This is a genomic window from Rothia mucilaginosa, assembly GCF_964210535.1.
Lineage (GTDB): Bacteria > Actinomycetota > Actinomycetes > Actinomycetales > Micrococcaceae > Rothia > Rothia mucilaginosa_F.
Genome location: NZ_CAXOMR010000001.1, coordinates 59,321 through 76,046, shown reverse-complemented (window position 1 = coordinate 76,046; position 16,726 = coordinate 59,321). Strand labels below are relative to the sequence as shown.

Sequence of the window (16,726 nt, the reverse complement as noted above, 5' to 3'; positions counted from 1 at the left end):
CAGAAGAGAATATAAGCTGGGGTGCTGTGCGCATATGTACACACATATCCGCACGCTGCACACTCAACACACACTGCGCACACTTTGAACTCATATAGGGGAGAAGCCCGGTACCGCTGAGCGAATCCCCGCCCCAACACATACCCGAGGAGGGAATATGTCTGATCTGATCACCGCAGATCTCGTCCTGCTGGACGAGAACCTCGGCGAGACCCGATTCGACGTAATTGCCAAGCTCGCCCAGGCAGTCGTAAATGCCGGACGCGCTACCGACTTCGATCAGCTCTACGCGGCTGCCGAGGCACGCGAATCCAAGACCGACACCGGTATCCCCGGCGGTATTGCGATTCCGCACTGCCGTAGCGCCGCCGTCACCGAGCCGACTCTGGCAATGGCACGCCCCAACCCGGCAGTTTCCTTCGGTGCAAAGGACGGCCCCGCCGACCTGATTTTCTTCATTGCTGCACCCGATGGCGCTGACCAGGCTCACCTGAAGCTGCTCTCCACCCTGGCACGCTCCCTGATGAAGAAGAGCTTCACTGCGTCCCTGCGCGAAGCCTCCTCGGCTGAAGAGATTGTTGAGCTGGTCAACGGTGCGCTCGGCGTGGGCGAGAAGAAGGCAGAGGCCAAGCCCTCCGAGGCTGCACCCGCCGCACCTGCCGCCTCCGCTCAGGAAACCCCCGCTGCTTCGGCTCCGGTGAAGAAGATTGTTGCTGTGACCGCATGCCCCACCGGTATCGCTCACACCTACATGGCTGCGGACGCCCTCAAGTACGCTGCTGAAGAGCTCGGCTACGACCTGAAGGTTGAGACTCAGGGCTCCTCGGGTAATGAGAAGCTGACTCAGGCTGATATTGACGCCGCAGACGCCGTGATTTTCGCGGTGTCCGTGAACGTGCGTGAGCGTAACCGCTTCGCAGGTAAGCCCTTTATTGAGTCTCCCGTCAAGCGCGGTATTGACGAGCCTAAGGAAATGATTGCGGAGGCTCTGGCTGAGGCTGAGAACCCCAACGGTGCGCGAGTTGCCGCTGCCGCATCCAGCGGTGAGGACAGTGCAGGCGCCACCGAAGGCGCTTGGGGCTCCCGCATCTACAAGGCCGTGATGACCGGTATCTCTTACATGATTCCGTTCGTTGCTGCCGGCGGTATTCTGGTCGCCCTGGGCTTCGTGTTCGAGGCAATCACCATGCCGAACCTCGGCGATGTGAACACCAAGGCGATTCTCGAATCGGCAACCCTGTTCAACCTCGGTGATGTGCACTGGACCCTGTACCTGGGTGCTGTTCTGCAGACCATTGGTGGTTTCGGTCTGAGCCTGATGGTTCCGGCTCTTGCCGCGTACATTGCGTACGGTTTGGCTCAGCGTCCCGGTATCGCTCCGGGCTTCATTGCCGGTTCGGTGGCTCTTGCGGTGAACGCGGGCTTCCTCGGCGGTATCGTTGGCGGTATTCTCGCCGGTCTGATTGCGTACGCTCTGGGCACCTTGAAGCTGCCCCGCTGGCTCGGCTCGATGATGCCCGTGGTCGTTACCCCGCTGGTGACTTCGCTGGTTGCCGGTCTGGCGATGTACCTGCTGCTCGGTGCGCCCCTGGCTTGGGTGATGACCACCCTGCAGGATTGGCTGACCTCCATGTCTGGTGGTTCTGCCCTGGTGCTGGGTCTGATCCTGGGCGCAATGATGGCTTCTGACCTGGGTGGCCCCATCAACAAGGCTGCTTACCTCTTCGCAACCGCCGGCCTGTCCTCGGGCGCGACCGTGAACCAGGAAATCATGGCTGCCGTCATCATCTCCGGTATGGTTCCGCCGCTGGCTATGGCTCTGGCGACCACCCTGCGCCCCAAGCTGTTCAACGAGAACGAGCGTGAGAACGGTAAGGCTGCGTGGCTGCTGGGTGCATCCTTCATCTCTGAGGGTGCTATTCCCTTCGCTTCGGCTGATCCGGCTCGCGTGATTCCTTCGACCATTGTTGGTGGTGCTCTTGCTGGCGCTATTTCGATGAGCGCTCATGTTGCTTCCCCGGCTCCGCACGGTGGTATTTGGATTATCGGTCTGGCACAGAACCCCCTGATGTTCCTGGTGGCTGTTGTTGCCGGTACCGTTGTTTCGGCACTGGTATATGTGGTGCTGAAGTCTGTGGGTGCCCGTTCTAAGGCATCCGCATAAAGGCCGTATAACCTCACCTTCATTTGATCGTCTGTTTGCAGGCGTGAGCGTGAAAAAACACGTTACACTGTAGACAAACCACAGATAGGACATGAATTTATGACTACCTACAAGGGCGTCGGCGTATACGCCGGCCGCGTTATTGGCCCCGTTCTTCAGATGCCTAAGCCCATCGAGGAACCCAAGGACGGTCTGCGTCTGAGCGGCGAGACCGCCGAGGCAGCCGCACAGCGCATCAAGGACGCTTCGGTCCGCGTGAAGGAAGACCTGCTCGCTCGCGCAGAGAACGCAGGCCGCGACGGCAAGGCTGTTCTGAAGTCCACCTCTCAGATGGCTACCGACCGTGCACTCATCAAGAGCGCTATCAAGCTGGTTGAGACCCAGGAGATGGCTCCCGAGCGCGCAATCTGGGAGGCTGCAACCTCCTTCGCTGACCAGATGGCTGCTCTGGGCGGCTACATGGCTGAGCGCGTGACCGACATTCACGACGTGCGTGCCCGCATTGTTGCTGAGCTGACCGGCCAGCAGGCTCCCGGCATCCCCGTCTCTGACGAGCCGTTCATCCTGGCTGCTATTGACCTGGCACCGGCTGATACCGCGACCCTGGACCCCGAGAAGGTTATCGCCCTGATTACCTCTGACGGTGGTCCCCAGGCGCACACCGCTATTCTGGCTCGCGGCCTGGGCCTGCCCGCTATTGTGGCGGCTAAGGGCGTGACCGATATTGCTGACGGCACCATCGTGTACATTGACTCCAACGAGGGCATCGTTGACACTGAGCCCACCGACGCTGACCGCGAGGCAGCTATCAAGTACGCAAACCGCAAGCCCGTCGCTGACTTCGACGGCAAGGGCGTGCTGGCTGATGGCACCCGCGTTGAGCTGTACGCAAACGTTGGTGACGGTAAGTCCGCTGAGAAGGCTGCAAGCCTGAAGGCTGAGGGTGTTGGCCTGCTCCGCACCGAGTTCGGCTTCCTGGGCCACGACGCTGAGCCCTCCATCGAGACTCAGGCTAAGACCTACAAGTCCGTGTTTGACGCATTCCCCGGCAAGCACATCGTGGTTCGTACCCTGGACGCTGGCGCTGATAAGCCCCTGCCGTTCCTGAACGTGAACCCCGAAGAGAACCCCGCACTGGGTGTTCGTGGTTTCCGTACCGACTGGACCGTTCCGGGCGTTCTGACCCGCCAGCTGGAGGCTATTAAGCTTGCGTCTGAGGATTCCGACGCTGACATCTGGGTTATGGCTCCGATGATTTCGACCACCTCCGAGGCTCGCAACTTCGCGAACATGCTCAAGGAGATTGGCCTGCCCGTTCACGGTGTGATGGTTGAGACCCCCGCAGCTGTGATGAACGCTGAGGCTATCCTGGGCGAGGTCGACTTCGTGTCCATCGGCACCAACGACCTGACCCAGTACACCATGGCGGCTGACCGTCTGCTGGGCGACCTGGCGCACCTGAACAACCCCTGGCAGCCTGCAGTGCTGAAGATGATCAAGATGACCGTTGAGGGTGCTCAGCGTGCATCGGTCACCGCGGGTAAGAAGAAGTACGTGAGCGTCTGTGGTGAGGCTGCGGCTGACCCGGCTCTGGCTGTTGTTCTGATTGGTCTGGGCGTTGACACCCTGTCCATGAACGCTGGCGCTATCCCCGCTGTGGCTGCGGTTCTGAAGTCCGTGACCAAGGAGAAGGCACAGCAGATTGCGGCTATCGCTCTGCAGCAGATTTCTTCTGCTGAGGCGAAGGAGAGCGCACGCAAGGCTCTGCCGATTCTGGACGAGCTGGGCCTCTAAGCCTTAAAACGATTCCGGGTTCTGCCTGCCGTCCCTTGGCGGGGTGTGCTAGGCGGTGCCCGGGTCCATAAAAATGCCGGGTGCAGAGTTTTATTTCTGCATCCGGCATTTTTTGTACTTGTTAGCGTATGGCTGAACGGTACAATTTATAGAGTAAGGGCGGGTCCTGAAGCGCCCCGTTCATTTAGAATAGGTACTGATATATTTTCGGTTCCTTGATCAAAGGAGAAACATAATGGCAGAGCGCGAAGCCACTATTGCAAGCCGTGTTGGCCTGCACGCACGTCCGGCAGCTATCTTCGCTGAGGCAGCTGGCGACCTCCCCGTCGAGGTCACCATCGCAGCTAAGGGCGAGCCCGCAGATGAGGCTATGGACGCTGCATCGATTCTGTCCCTGATGTCCCTGGGTGCAAAGCACGGCGACGTTGTTGTCCTGCGCGCTGAGGGCGAAGGTGCTGAAGAGGCTCTGGACTCGCTGGTTAAGATCCTCGAGACCGACCACGACGCTGAGTAATTGACTTTCGCCTCTGAGGTGACCGCGAGCGGTGCGCTTCAGATGCTGTGAAGGCTACAGCCTTAAAGCGTGAATATCCCGTCACTTCGGTGGCGGGATATTTTTTTATTATGAATAATTCATTTTTTATTGAGTTGTAAGTGTGGCCCGGGGGAATATTTCCCCGCTAAATCTTAATGTATATATAACCTTTATTTTCCCTCGGAAATAGCTCTAAAAATATCTCCCAAAATATCTTCTGTACAGTAGTGACCCCGCTTTTTCTTCATATCAATGAAGCTATCCAACGCAGGTCACTCATGGTGCCTTTAGTGCAGAAAACAACACCTAGAAAAACAGTATTTTTGCTCCCCGGTGCTACCGCAGAATCGCGCCCTTGTTAGACTAAAAAGGCACTGTCTATCTGGGAGGGACATTGGCAGAATCGAGGAACACCCCCGCGACCTTCACCTCGCGGGAAGCTCCGCATGCAGGCGAAGCAAACACTGCCGCAACGGAAGGAAGCGAGCAGAACACTACCGCGGGCTATATTGCCGGTAAGCGCGGTTTTCCCCTGGTTTCACTAGACCAGGTTACCGACGAGAAATTGCGCCGCGTGTTGGCTCAGCAGGCCCCTGCCGCGAAGGCTCAGGAGGGTACCGTCGCAGCGGAAGCTGTCAGCGAAGTACTCCAAGTAGCAGCCGCGGACATGGGCATCCCTGCGCAGGAGGTAGACCCCGCCGGCGACCCCGAGCTGAGCTCTAACGGCCACGGTACGCGAACCGTCATTGACCCCTCCCTCGTACCTGAAGATGACGGCTTGGACGCTTACCGCGAGGACCCGCACCCTACCACCTCCAGCAATATGGTGACCGAGGAGGCGCTGACCCGACCCTCCCAGCCGGTGCCCATGACCGGTATGATTCCGCAGGTGCCGAACTCTCACGCAGCCCGACGCTTCGGTGCGGATCCTGCCGCAATGCCGAAGACCGGGCCCGTCTCGATGCCCACCACCTCCGTGCCGCTGGTCGATGGAGGCTCTCGTGGCCTCTCGGGGCGCGGTAGCGGCGGCCGCTGGGGTTCGCGTCGCCTCCGCTCTTTTGTGCGCACTGAGGAGGCGGCACCCGCCGCCCCGCGCGGTGCCCAGCGCATTGCTCAGCGCCAGTTCGTGCCGACTATTCGCTCTGAGGAGCATGAGCGACGTGAGGCGTTCCGCCGTGAGAAGGAGTACGCCCGCGATACGCTGAACTTCACCCTGCGTCTGGCGGAGGCGATGTTCCACTACGGCGCGGACGCTATGGACGTGGACTCGGCGATTATTGCGGTGTCTTCGGCGTACGGGCTGGACTCGGTTGAAGTCGACATCACGAACCAGTCGGTGACCATCAACTACACCTCGGACCCCGATATTTACATGGAGTCCCGCATCGCCAAGCGCAATGCGAACGCAGACGAGCGTTTTACCCACACCCTGGTGCGTGTGGTGCGTTCCTCCACGGAGAACTATGAGGCGCTTTCTGAGGTGTACGGCCTAATTTATAAGATCACTCGCGGCGGTATGACCCTGGAAATGGCTGACCTGAAGCTGAACCAGATTACCCACCGCCCCAAGCCGTTCCCGCCTTTGGTGGTGTGGCTGGCGAACCTGGTGTGTGCCGGAACCCTGACGGCGGCGCTGGGTGCGAGCTTTGCGACGGCGTTGAGTGCGGCGATTATCTTTATTCCCGTGTACCTGCTGATTCAGTGGTTGAGTTCGATTGGTATTCCGGCGTTCTTCCGCATGGCGGCCAGTGCGGGTCTGATGACCTTCTTGGCGATTTGGCTGGGTGGTGAAGGGTCGATTCTTTCGGTGCTTCAGCGCCAGGGTGAGCCGATTTCTGCGCCCCTGGTGGTGGCGGCGGGCATGATTATGTTCTTGCCGACTCCGCGTCTGGTGGGTGCTGTGCAGGATGCGATTAACGGCTTCCCGGTGACGGCTGCGGGTCGTTTCGTGTCCACGGGTATGAGCTTCTTGGGCCTGGTGGTTGGTATTGCGACCGCGGTGAGCGCGATTAATATTTTCAACGGCCCGACCCTGGATATTGAGCAGTTGCGTTTTGAGCCGACGACCCCGCTGGTGGCGTCGTTCTTCTTCCTGGTGGCGATTGCGACCTTTGCGATTACCCTGCAGACGAAGCTGGTGAAGGTCGGCTGGCTGATGGTCATTACGGGCTGCGGCCTGGCGGCGTATTACAGCTATGAGCTGCTGGCTGGCCCGAGTACCGGTCGCGGCCCGACGGCGTGTGCGGCGGTTGTGATTGGTGCGTTGAGCACGTATTTTGCGTACCGTCTGCATGTGCCTCAGGCGATTTTCTCGATTCCTGCGATTACGTTCTTGCTACCGGGTCTGTCGTTCTTCCGCGGCATGTATCTGCTGACGGTTGAGACGGACGTGATTCTGGGTATGCAGAACATGATTACGGCAGTTTCGATTGTGGTGGCGATGGCTTCGGGTGTTGCGTTGGGTAATTACACGATGCAGTATGCGCTGCAGCATTTTACGACTCCGCGGAATGTGGAACCGGCAGAGACTGTAGAGTCTTAACCCTATTTTCAAGGGAATATAGCCAATATTGCATATATTGGGTGTGTGAAAGGGGCGGTAGCTTACGAGTTCAACTCGCGGCTACCGCCCCTTCACTATGCCCTTGTACTGGGTCTTGCGCAGGCTCTCGTATTGTGCCTAGCGGACCGTCCAATCCACCGGCTCAGCACCCTGCTGCACCAGCAAAGAATTCACGGTCGAGAACGGGCGGGAACCAAAGAAACCACGACGAGCAGACAGCGGCGAAGGATGCGCCGACTCCACGCTCGGGTACGGTTGCAGCATGGGTGCGCACTTGCGCGCATCCGCACCCCACAGCAGACCAACCAGCGGCTGGTTACGCGCCACCAGGGCGCGAATAGCGCACTCGGTAATCTCCTCCCAGCCCTTGCCGCGGTGCGAACCCGCATCCGACTCGCGCACGGTCAACACCCTGTTGAGCAGCATAACGCCCTCATCCGCCCAGCAGGACAGGTCGCCGTGATCAGCCGGAGCGATACCCAAATCGTCCTCAAGTTCCTTGTAAATATTGTTCAGCGAACGAGGCAGTGGCATACCGCGATGCACCGAGAACGACAGGCCCATCGCATTGCCGGGGGTGGGGTAGGGGTCCTGACCAATAATGAGTACCTTCACCTGGCTCATGGGGCGGCGGAACGCATTGAAAATATCGGCGGCAGGCGGGAACGTACGGTAACCCGCCGCGTGCTCCTCACGCAGGAAATCACCCATGGCGTGAATCTGTTCTTCGACCGGGGCGAGGGCTGCCGCCCAATCCTCGCTCATAATGCTGCTGAGGGGCTGGTTCATGAATCTCCTCGGGCTGATGCGGCTCCGGCGGTCACGGTGCCGGGCGCGCTACGGTTACTTCTCTTCTAGACTGAGGTTCTCTTCTAGACTAGGGGATGACGAATACGCACGCTAGGAGATGCCAACCGCGGCAGGCGAACCATAGACAGGAGGCAACGTGCTAGAACAAGAACGCGCTGAAACCACTGAAACCCAAGCGGAGGCGGAGGCTCAGGTAGAGACCCAGCCGGAAGCAGAGCCCCAGCCCGGCGGCCTGACCCCGGTCGAACGGCGCATCCTTGAGGTGGAACGCCGCCGCTTCAAGCACCAGGGTTCCAAAGAGAAGGCAATTATTGCCGCAGGGTTCACCCCGATTGCCTACTACCAGCGCCTGAATGTGATGCTGGATGATGAGCGGGTACGCGCCGCCGCACCGCAGATTATCGACGTTCTGCGCGCCCGACGAGACGCTGACTAGCGCAAGAGTGAGGGTCGTGCTGAACGCCGCCCTGGAGCCTCCCTGTTGCTTTCCTATCGCACCGCACATCTCAGGTTCAGGTAGAGATTGAACACTGTGCGGCGTCCGTCTCTTTCACAGCCGATTGCGGGGCGTTCGCGTTGGTTCCCGCTAATTGAGACGGTACTCTAGGTACTAGAACACCAAGACCGCACCTTCATCTGCCGCGCCCGCGCACCATGCAGGACGGCGCGGTACCAGCCGGTAAACAGAGACCCGTGAAATGAGGATAAATGAGCTACCCCCGCGACGAATTTGACGAGGTAGACGAGAACACCGCCCGCCGCGGAACCTACCGCGCGGTTGACGTCGACCCGGCAAAGAGCCCCAAGGGTGCTATCCCCCTGGTCGCCGCCGGCGTGGTTGGCTTGCTGATTGGCGGCGCAATGTACGTGTACGCGCCGCGAACCGCCTCCCCGCAGTACTCGGCGTCCACCGCGAAGAGCAGCTCTGCTCCCGCAAGCGCGTCGGCGTCTTCTGCGCCGGCTACCGCCTCCGCTTCGGCGAGCCCCACGAAGACGGGCCTGGCTGAGTCTATCTCTGTGGCGGTCTACAACGCGTCTGCTCCGGCGGGTAGCGCCTCCAGTGCGGCGGCTCTGCTGACTGGCTACACCATCAGCGAGACCGCGAACTACACCGGTGCGGCACCGGCAACCAGCGTGGTCTACTATGCTGAAGGCTACCAGTCGCAGGCACAGAGCATCGCCTCGAAGCTGGATATTTCGCAGGTACGCCAGGCGACCGCTAGCGTTGAGATGGGTAACCACGAGGTGATTGTGGTTCTGGCGTCGGATTACACCGGCTAAAACCCAGCCAGCGTCGCTTCTGTAATTACAAGTTTTCTTTCAACCCCACCCGTACAATTCCAATCGTGCACCGGGTGGGGTTGATGCTTTTAACGCCCCTTTTGGTGGGCTTGATGAGCGCAGATTAAGCACTGGGCGATTAACCCTTCAACCTTGGGCTTAAACGTTTGCTCCACGCCGGTGCGGGTGCCACAATTGATGTAGCATTCGGGCGTTCTGCGCCCTACTCTGCCCGCACCCCTGTCACGGTTGTCGTTACGGGTGCGCGGGGGAGGGGTAGCGACCCGATTTTAGACGTACTGCAACCCAGCGGGATGCAGGAGAATATCCTATCGTTCAGGAGGACACTTATGGCAAAGCTCATTGCTTTTGACGAAGAGGCACGCCGCGGCCTTGAGCGCGGTTTGAACACCCTCGCCGATGCAGTGAAGGTGACCCTCGGCCCCCGCGGCCGCAACGTTGTGCTGGAGAAGGCGTGGGGCGCCCCCACCATCACCAACGACGGTGTCTCGATCGCGAAGGAAATCGAGCTGGAGGATCCGTACGAGAAGATTGGTGCGGAGCTCGTCAAGGAAGTTGCTAAGAAGACTGACGACATCGCAGGTGACGGTACCACCACCGCTACCGTTCTGGCTCAGGCACTGGTCCGCGAGGGCCTGCGCAACGTGGCTGCTGGCGCTGACCCGCTGAGCCTCAAGCGCGGCATTGAGAAGGCTGTTGAGGCTGTGACCGAGGCTCTGCTCTCCTCCGCGAAGGAAGTTGAGACTGAGGAAGAGATTGCTGCAACCGCTTCTATTTCCGCTGGCGACGCTGAGATCGGCAAGCTCATTGCTGAGGCAATGGAGAAGGTCGGCAAGGAAGGCGTCATCACCGTTGAGGACTCCAACACTTTCGGTCTGCACCTGGAGCTGACCGAGGGTATGCGCTTCGACAAGGGCTTCCTGTCCGGTTACTTTGTGACCGACCCGGAGCGTCAGGAAGCAGTCCTGGAGGACCCCTACATCCTGGTTGTGAACCAGAAGATTTCGAACGTTAAGGACCTCGTTCCCGTCCTGGAGAAGGTCATGCAGTCCGGCAAGCCGCTGCTGATTGTTGCTGAGGACGTTGAGGGTGAGGCTCTGGCTCTGCTGGTGCTGAACAAGATGCGCGGCTCCATCAAGTCTGTTGCTGTGAAGGCTCCGGGCTTCGGTGACCGCCGTAAGGCTCAGATGGCTGATATCGCTATCCTGACCGGTGGCCAGGTCATTACCGAAGAGGTTGGCCTGTCCCTGGACGCAGCAACCCTGGACATGCTCGGTTCCGCTCGCAAGGTCGTTGTGACCAAGGACGAGACCACCATCATCGAGGGTGCAGGCGACGCAGCAGCTATCGAGGGCCGCGTGGCTCAGATCCGCGCAGAGATCGCTAACTCTGACTCCGACTACGACCGTGAGAAGCTGCAGGAGCGCCTGGCTAAGCTCGCCGGTGGTGTGGCTGTGCTGAAGGCTGGTGCCGCAACTGAGGTTGAGCTGAAGGAACGCAAGCACCGCATTGAGGATGCTGTGCGTAACGCTAAGGCTGCTGTTGAGGAGGGTATCGTCCCCGGTGGTGGCGTTGCTCTGATTCAGGCCGGCGTGAAGGTCTTCGACAAGCTGGAACTGACCGGTGACGAGGCTACCGGCGCGAACATTGTGCGCGTGGCTATTGACGCACCGCTGAAGCAGATTGCTTCTAACGCTGGCCTGGAGCCGGGCGTTGTGGTTGACCGCGTTCGCTCCCTGCCCGCAGGTACCGGCCTGAACGCCGCAACCGGCGAGTACGAGGACCTGATGGCTGCCGGTATTGCTGACCCGGTGAAGGTGACCCGTTCGGCTCTGCAGAACGCTGCGTCGATTGCTGGTCTGTTCCTGACCACTGAGGCTGTTGTTGCGAACAAGCCGGAGCCCGCTGGCGCGGCTGCTCCCGGTGCGGACGCAATGGGCGGCATGATGTAGTAGAAATTTATCCCTGATGGGGTAAATTTCTACGGAATCCGTGGCACGCGAAGCGTGACACGGTGGTGACCTGACGCTGGTACTCAAACCATAACTTTTTGTCCCTGATGGGGCAAAAAGTTATGGAATCCAAAGGGCACGAAGTGACCTTCGGTGGTGAGATGCCGCTGGAAGCTAACCCGGCATAATCCCACCGCATCCGTATGAGGCGGGGGCAGCTACCCACGATGGGTGGCCGCCCCCGCTTTTGTGTGCTTATTTGTAGCTGAGCGTCCTGCGTCTTTGATGGGTCGGCGGTGTGCCTGCCGGTGGAGGCGGTAAAATGGTGCCCCTATGGAATGTGCCTATTTTCGTGAAGACCTCTGCTCCTCCTGCCCCAGCATTGAGACCGCCTACACCGCGCAGGTGCAGGCGAAGCAGGAGCACGCCCGCGCCCTGCTTGCCGCGTACCCGCAGCTGCAGTGGCTGGACCCGGTAACCAGCGCAGAGGCGGGTTTCCGCAATAAGGCGAAGCTCGTGGTGGGCGGTTCGGCGAAGAACCCGACCCTCGGCATCGTGGATTACCGCACGGGTGCCTCCACTGATCTTGGCGAATGCCCGCTCTATATGGAGCCGATTCAGGCTGCTATTCCGGTGCTGCGTGAGCTGATTCAGCGCGCGGACCTGACCCCCTATGATATTCCGAATCGTCGCGGTGAGCTGAAGAATATTCTGGTGACCGCTTCGGCGGCGGGTGAGCTGATGGTGCGTTTCGTGCTGCGTTCGAAGAAACTTCTGGTGCCGATTCGCCGCCAAATGGACTGGCTGCAGGAGCAGCTGCCGAATCTGGCGGTGCTCTCGGTGAACCTGCTGCGTGAGCCGGTGGCGCGTGTTGAGGGTGATGAGGAGATTATCCTCTCGGAGCGTCAGACCCTGCCGATGCAGGTGAACGACCTGACACTGCATCTGCGTCCGCAGAGCTTCTTCCAGACGAACACGAAAGTCGCTGAGGCGATGTACGCGCAGGGCCGTGAGTGGGTGCGTGAGGTGGCTCCGCGCTCGCTGTGGGACCTGTACTGTGGCGTGGGCGGTTTTGCCCTGCACGCCGCCTCGGTGATGGAGGGCGGCTCGGTAACCGGCATTGAGATTAGCGCGGAGGCGGTCGCCTCGGCGCAGCGCACTGTGGCTGAGTACGGGCTGGAGGGCGTGGACTTTTCGGCGCAGGACGCGCCGGAGTTCGCGGTATCTTCGGGCACGGTGCCGCAGATGCTGGTGGTGAACCCGCCGCGCCGCGGTATTGGTGAGAGCCTGTGCGCGTGGATTGAGGGTTCGGGTATTGACCGCGTGGTGTATTCGAGCTGTAACGCGGTGACCCTGGCGAAGGACCTGGAGCGTATGCCGTCGTATGCGCCGGTGCAGGGCCGTGTGCTGGACATGTTCCCGCATACGGACCACTACGAGGTTATGACGTTGCTGAAGCGCGGGTAGGTTTCTCGGGTCAAGCGCTCATTCCTATCCCAAGTCCGCGAGCAGATACATAACACTAGGGCGCGAGCAGGTGATTTTTGGCCGAGCAGGTAGTATTTTTCCTGCATGCTCGGCCAAAAATCACCTGCTCGCGGTGTTATCAGGGTTGCCCGCAACGTGGCGGAGGTGAGGCGATGATGCCCCGAGGCGATATACAGAGCACAGTCATGCACCCGCACGGCTCTTTGCCTCATTCCGCGATTCCTGCGCCCGTATCGCTCGCGCAGTCGGGCCGAGAATGAACGTGAATACGGTGGCGATGATGAAGAGTGCCCCTCCGGTAACAATGGTGTTGATCGCGCCGAACGCTGGTACCGCCCATCCGGTGATGAGGTACCCGACCATACCCGCTAGGGAGAAAACCACACCCATGAAGCTGTAGACGCGCCCGCGCATGTGTTCGTCGATAGCGTCTGCGAAGAGGACTTGCCCGAGCACTTCTTCGGGTCCGTAGAACATGCCCCAGATGAACCAGAGCACGAGTACCGCCCACAGCGCCGGGTGTAGTCCCATACTCAGACAAACGGCGCCGTAGCCGAGTCCGGAGATGCACATCCACCCGCGTTTGGTCATACGCACCCGCCCGGCGCCTGTACCGACGCCGAGTTTGGCTGAAAGCCAGGAGCTGATCACGCATCCGGCGGCGTAGACGGAAGTTGCGATTCCGAAGGCGGTGTAGTCGTGCCCGAGGCCGCGGGTGAGGTATTCGAGCATGGGCAGGGTGGTGATGGGTACGGCGGCGATGGAGAGGAACCAGAAGGTGAGCATACCGCGCACGATGGGGTTGTGTGCGGTGTAGGCGGCGCCTTCGCGCAGGAGTCTGCCGGTGTGGTGTTCCTGCACGGTGGCGGTGCGTTCGGCGTGGGTGAGGTCGTAGTTGCGTATGGTGGCGACGGTGAGGGCAGCGAGCAGGTTGAGGGTGCCTGCGAATCCGACGGCGAGGGCTGGGGTGGTGAAGGATGCGACGGCGGCTGCGATGGTGGGGCCGAGGGTTTGGGCGAGGAAGATGAGGCTGCCGCGGCGTGCCATGTATTTTTGGTAGTCGTCGCCGAGCAGGGAGGGCATGGCGGCGGAGGCTGCGGGGGATGAGAAGGTGCCGAAGGTTGAGACGAGGAATGCGATGGTGAGGAAGGCGGGTAGTCCTGCGGCGGCGTAGAGGGCTGGGGATGCGATGAGTAGGGCGGCGCTGGCGAGCCTGAAGCTGACGGTGAGGGTTTTGCGGTTGAATTTGTCGGCGATAGCGCCTGCGAATGGTGCGAAGAGGATGACGGGGACTGCCTCGACGACCATGACGATAGCGGAGTGGGCGAGGTCGCCGGTGGCGCCGTAGGTCAGCAGGGGCATGGCGATAGCTTGGATACTGGACGCAAGAGCATCAGAAACCTGCGCGGTCAGGAGCGTGAGCTGCCCGCGTGCGTTCAGCGGCGTTGCTGATGTGGGTTTTGCGGTCGCGTCTGGTGTGTTTGTTGGAATGCGCGACGCAGGTGATTCAGGGTGCTCAGGCGAAGGGTCTGTGGTGCGTCTCATAATACTGTGGATTCTATCACGGGTAAGAACGCTGTAACCGAGGCGAAACAAGACACAAGATGCGCGAGCAGATAACAGTCCGTTATCTTCTCGCCGAAATATTATCTGCTCGCGGTGTTATCGGGGTTGCCCGCAACCGGGCGGTGGCGTCTCGGGCTGGTTGTGTCCGAGGCGCCACCGCTTTTTCGTTCCCCTCTAGCGGGCGTGAAATTCTATCCCTGCGCCGCGAAATCCTGTGCCGCGAGAATACCCGCCGCGTACGCCGCCTGGCCTACGTGCTGGGCTGCGTCGTCAATCAGGCTGACCAGGCGCACACCGCGAGTCACCGCCGGAGTCCACGAACGGTCAATAACCTCGCTCAAATCAGCCTCGCTCAGCGTCTGCGCGTAGGCCGCGAGCGCCTCGCCGGTTGCCACAAGGTACTCCACCAGCAGGGCAGAATCTGCAACCACGATGGAGCGTGCCTGCTCGGGGGTGTGGCCGTAACCTATGGTGTCGCCAAGCTCGCCCAGGTTGAAACGTTCCCTGAAGCCCTGAGCCTCCCAGACCTGCGGCTGACCGTTCAGAGCAGAAAGCTGCATGTCCATCTGTCGTCCGGCGTGCCAGAGCAGCCAGGCGATAGAGTTCGGGTGCCCGCACGGGTGGGCGTTGAGCGCCTCCGCTGATAGCCCTTTGACGGCTACGGCGGCCTCGATGCCGGGGCGGCTGGCGGCGTCACGCAGAATGTCGTGAGTTTTCATGGAATCCTCCTGAAAATGTTGGCTTCTCGTAGGCTGGCTTCTCATTGGGAGCCGGGTAGTTTCAGTCTACGCCCGCACGGGTTGAGGGGTGGCTGCAGAGGAGGGGATAGGGGCTTTGCTCATGTCCTGGCGGTGGTTGGGGCATGAATTGGGGGGCAAGAAAAATGCGGCGCGCGGGAATAATTATCATTTCTTCCCGTTGAACTCTGCGAAGACATCATCATCTAAATCCCACAGGAGAACACTATGCCCACCCCCGCTCAGCTGCACTTTGACATGGTCGTCATCGGCTTCGGTAAGGGCGGCAAGACCCTCGCCGGCGCATACGCCAAGACCGGCAAGAACGTTGCCCTCATCGAACAGTCCACCGGCATGTACGGCGGCACCTGCATCAACATCGGTTGCGTGCCCACCAAGGCGCTGGTGCACCGCGCCGACGAGTTCCGCGCCAGCGGCGAGCGCAGCCTTGAAGAAGCAAACGCCGCCTACGAGTCCGCCGTGGTTTTCCGTGACAAGCTGACCGGTATGATGCGCGCCAAGAACCGCGAGATCCTGCTGTCCAACGAGACCGCTAAGCTCATTGACGGTCACGCACGCTTCATCTCCGACACCGAGGTTGAGGTCACCGCGGGCGAGGACACCCTGCGCGTTACCGCCGACTACTTCATCATCAACACCGGCGCCGTGTCGGTCATCCCGCCGATTGAGGGCGTCCGTGAATCCGAGCGTGTGCTCACCTCCACCGAGCTGCAGAAGCTCACCCCGCGCCCCAAGCGCCTGGGCATTATCGGTGGCGGCCCCATCGGCGTTGAGTTCGCCGGTATTTTCTCCTCCTACGGTACCGAGGTTACCATTCTGGACGGCGCACCCGCCCTCTTCGGCCGCTACGACGAGGACGTTGCCCAGGTCGCCCGCGAGATTATCGCCGACCAGGACATTACCGCTCATACCGGCGTGCGCGTGCAGTCCTTCAAGGACGGCGCTGACTCTGTAACCGTGACCTACCTCGACTCCGAGGGCGCTACTCAGCAGCTGGAGGTGGACTATGTGATGGTTGCGACCGGCCGCAAGCCCGCCACCGAGGGTCTGGGCCTGGAGAACACCAGCATCGAAACCAACGACCGTGGCGCAATTGTCGTGGATGAGCACCTGCGCAGCACCGTGCCGAACATCTTCGCGCTCGGTGACGTCAACGGCGGCCCGCAGTTCACCTACATCTCCATGGACGACTACCGCGTGGTGCTCTCTCAGCTGGTCGGTGACGGTTCCCGTTCCACTAAGGACCGCAAGGCAGTGGCTTCGACCATCTACATGAACCCGCCGCTGTCTTCCGTGGGTCTGACTGAGCGTGAGGCGATTGAGGCTGGCCACAAGGTGAAGGTCGCTTCGAAGCCGGTTGCCGCGGTTGCCGCGATGCCGCGCGCGAAGACCCAGGAGAACCCGCGCGGCATCATGAAGTTCGTGCTTGACGCGCAGAGCGACCAGATTCTGGGTGCCCAGCTGCTGGTAATCGAGTCCATGGAGGTTATTAACCTGGTGGCTCTGGCGATGCGCCACGGCATTACTGCTTCGCAGCTGCGCGATGAAATCTACACTCACCCCTCGATTACTGAGGGTCTGAATGAGGTTCTTGCCGTCGCGGTGCCCGTGAACTAGTTGGACTAGAATCGCGCCTGAATTCGCGGTTCGTGTAGCGTTTCTGCTTGTCCGAGTGCTTCCCTGCCCATTCCACCCGTTGTGCTGTCAACGGGGGTGCGGGTGGGGAAGCATTTTTGTTAAGGCGCAGATATACCCTATAGCTAAGCATGCCCTAAGATGGTTATGAGATAAGCG

At 60.4% G+C, this 16,726-nt stretch carries 12 protein-coding genes; 9 read left to right on the top strand and 3 right to left on the bottom strand.

Annotation, left to right across the window (positions count from 1 at the left end):
- Nucleotides 1–157: 157 nt before the first annotated feature.
- The 4 genes from AB8C10_RS00295 (at nt 158) to AB8C10_RS00280 (ending at nt 7,035) form a co-directional block, all read left to right on the top strand.
- Nucleotides 158–2,164, top strand: a complete 2,007-nt coding sequence (locus tag AB8C10_RS00295) for a fructose-specific PTS transporter subunit EIIC (RefSeq protein ID WP_368866468.1) — start codon at nt 158–160, stop codon at nt 2,162–2,164.
- 99 nt (nt 2,165–2,263) lie between these two features.
- Nucleotides 2,264–3,958, top strand: coding sequence for a phosphoenolpyruvate--protein phosphotransferase (gene ptsP, locus AB8C10_RS00290; protein WP_368866467.1), 1,695 nt, complete (start codon nt 2,264–2,266; stop codon nt 3,956–3,958).
- A 235-nt stretch (nt 3,959–4,193) separates the two neighbouring features.
- Nucleotides 4,194–4,472, top strand: a complete 279-nt coding sequence (locus AB8C10_RS00285; RefSeq protein WP_005504506.1) for an HPr family phosphocarrier protein — start codon at nt 4,194–4,196, stop codon at nt 4,470–4,472.
- Between the two features lie 415 nt (nt 4,473–4,887).
- Nucleotides 4,888–7,035, top strand: coding sequence for a threonine/serine exporter ThrE family protein (locus tag AB8C10_RS00280; RefSeq protein ID WP_368866466.1), 2,148 nt, complete (start codon nt 4,888–4,890; stop codon nt 7,033–7,035).
- 138 nt (nt 7,036–7,173) lie between these two features.
- On the opposite strand, the gene AB8C10_RS00275 is transcribed toward AB8C10_RS00280, so the two are convergent.
- Entirely contained in the window at nt 7,174–7,845 is a 672-nt protein-coding gene (locus AB8C10_RS00275; RefSeq protein ID WP_368866465.1) for a uracil-DNA glycosylase, read from the bottom strand.
- A gap of 157 nt (nt 7,846–8,002) precedes the next feature.
- Between AB8C10_RS00275 and AB8C10_RS00270 the strand changes: the two genes are divergently transcribed.
- The 4 genes from AB8C10_RS00270 (at nt 8,003) to rlmC (ending at nt 12,587) form a co-directional block, all read left to right on the top strand.
- Nucleotides 8,003–8,302, top strand: coding sequence for a DUF3263 domain-containing protein (locus AB8C10_RS00270; protein ID WP_368866464.1), 300 nt, complete (start codon nt 8,003–8,005; stop codon nt 8,300–8,302).
- Between the two features lie 272 nt (nt 8,303–8,574).
- Nucleotides 8,575–9,147 carry a LytR C-terminal domain-containing protein gene (locus tag AB8C10_RS00265; protein ID WP_368866463.1) on the top strand — a complete coding sequence of 191 codons (573 nt, stop codon included), beginning with the start codon at nt 8,575–8,577 and terminating at the stop codon, nt 9,145–9,147.
- Between the two features lie 350 nt (nt 9,148–9,497).
- Nucleotides 9,498–11,120, top strand: coding sequence for a chaperonin GroEL (gene groL, locus AB8C10_RS00260; RefSeq protein ID WP_070633686.1), 1,623 nt, complete (start codon nt 9,498–9,500; stop codon nt 11,118–11,120).
- Nucleotides 11,121–11,453: 333 nt separating this feature from the next.
- On the top strand, nt 11,454–12,587 hold the full coding sequence (gene rlmC / locus AB8C10_RS00255; protein ID WP_368866462.1) for a 23S rRNA (uracil(747)-C(5))-methyltransferase RlmC: 1,134 nt from the start codon (nt 11,454–11,456) through the stop codon (nt 12,585–12,587).
- Between the two features lie 204 nt (nt 12,588–12,791).
- Here rlmC and AB8C10_RS00250 read toward each other — a convergent pair whose 3' ends face one another.
- On the bottom strand, nt 12,792–14,153 hold the full coding sequence (locus tag AB8C10_RS00250) for an MFS transporter (protein ID WP_246824527.1): 1,362 nt from the start codon (nt 14,151–14,153) through the stop codon (nt 12,792–12,794).
- A gap of 212 nt (nt 14,154–14,365) precedes the next feature.
- The gene (locus tag AB8C10_RS00245; RefSeq protein ID WP_012902854.1) at nt 14,366–14,893 is read right to left on the bottom strand and encodes a mycothiol transferase; all 528 of its coding nucleotides are present in this window, start codon (nt 14,891–14,893) and stop codon (nt 14,366–14,368) included.
- Nucleotides 14,894–15,139: 246 nt separating this feature from the next.
- Here AB8C10_RS00245 and AB8C10_RS00240 point away from each other — a divergent pair, with 246 nt between their 5' ends.
- Nucleotides 15,140–16,549, top strand: coding sequence for an FAD-dependent oxidoreductase (locus AB8C10_RS00240; RefSeq protein WP_368866461.1), 1,410 nt, complete (start codon nt 15,140–15,142; stop codon nt 16,547–16,549).
- Nucleotides 16,550–16,726: the final 177 nt, after the last annotated feature.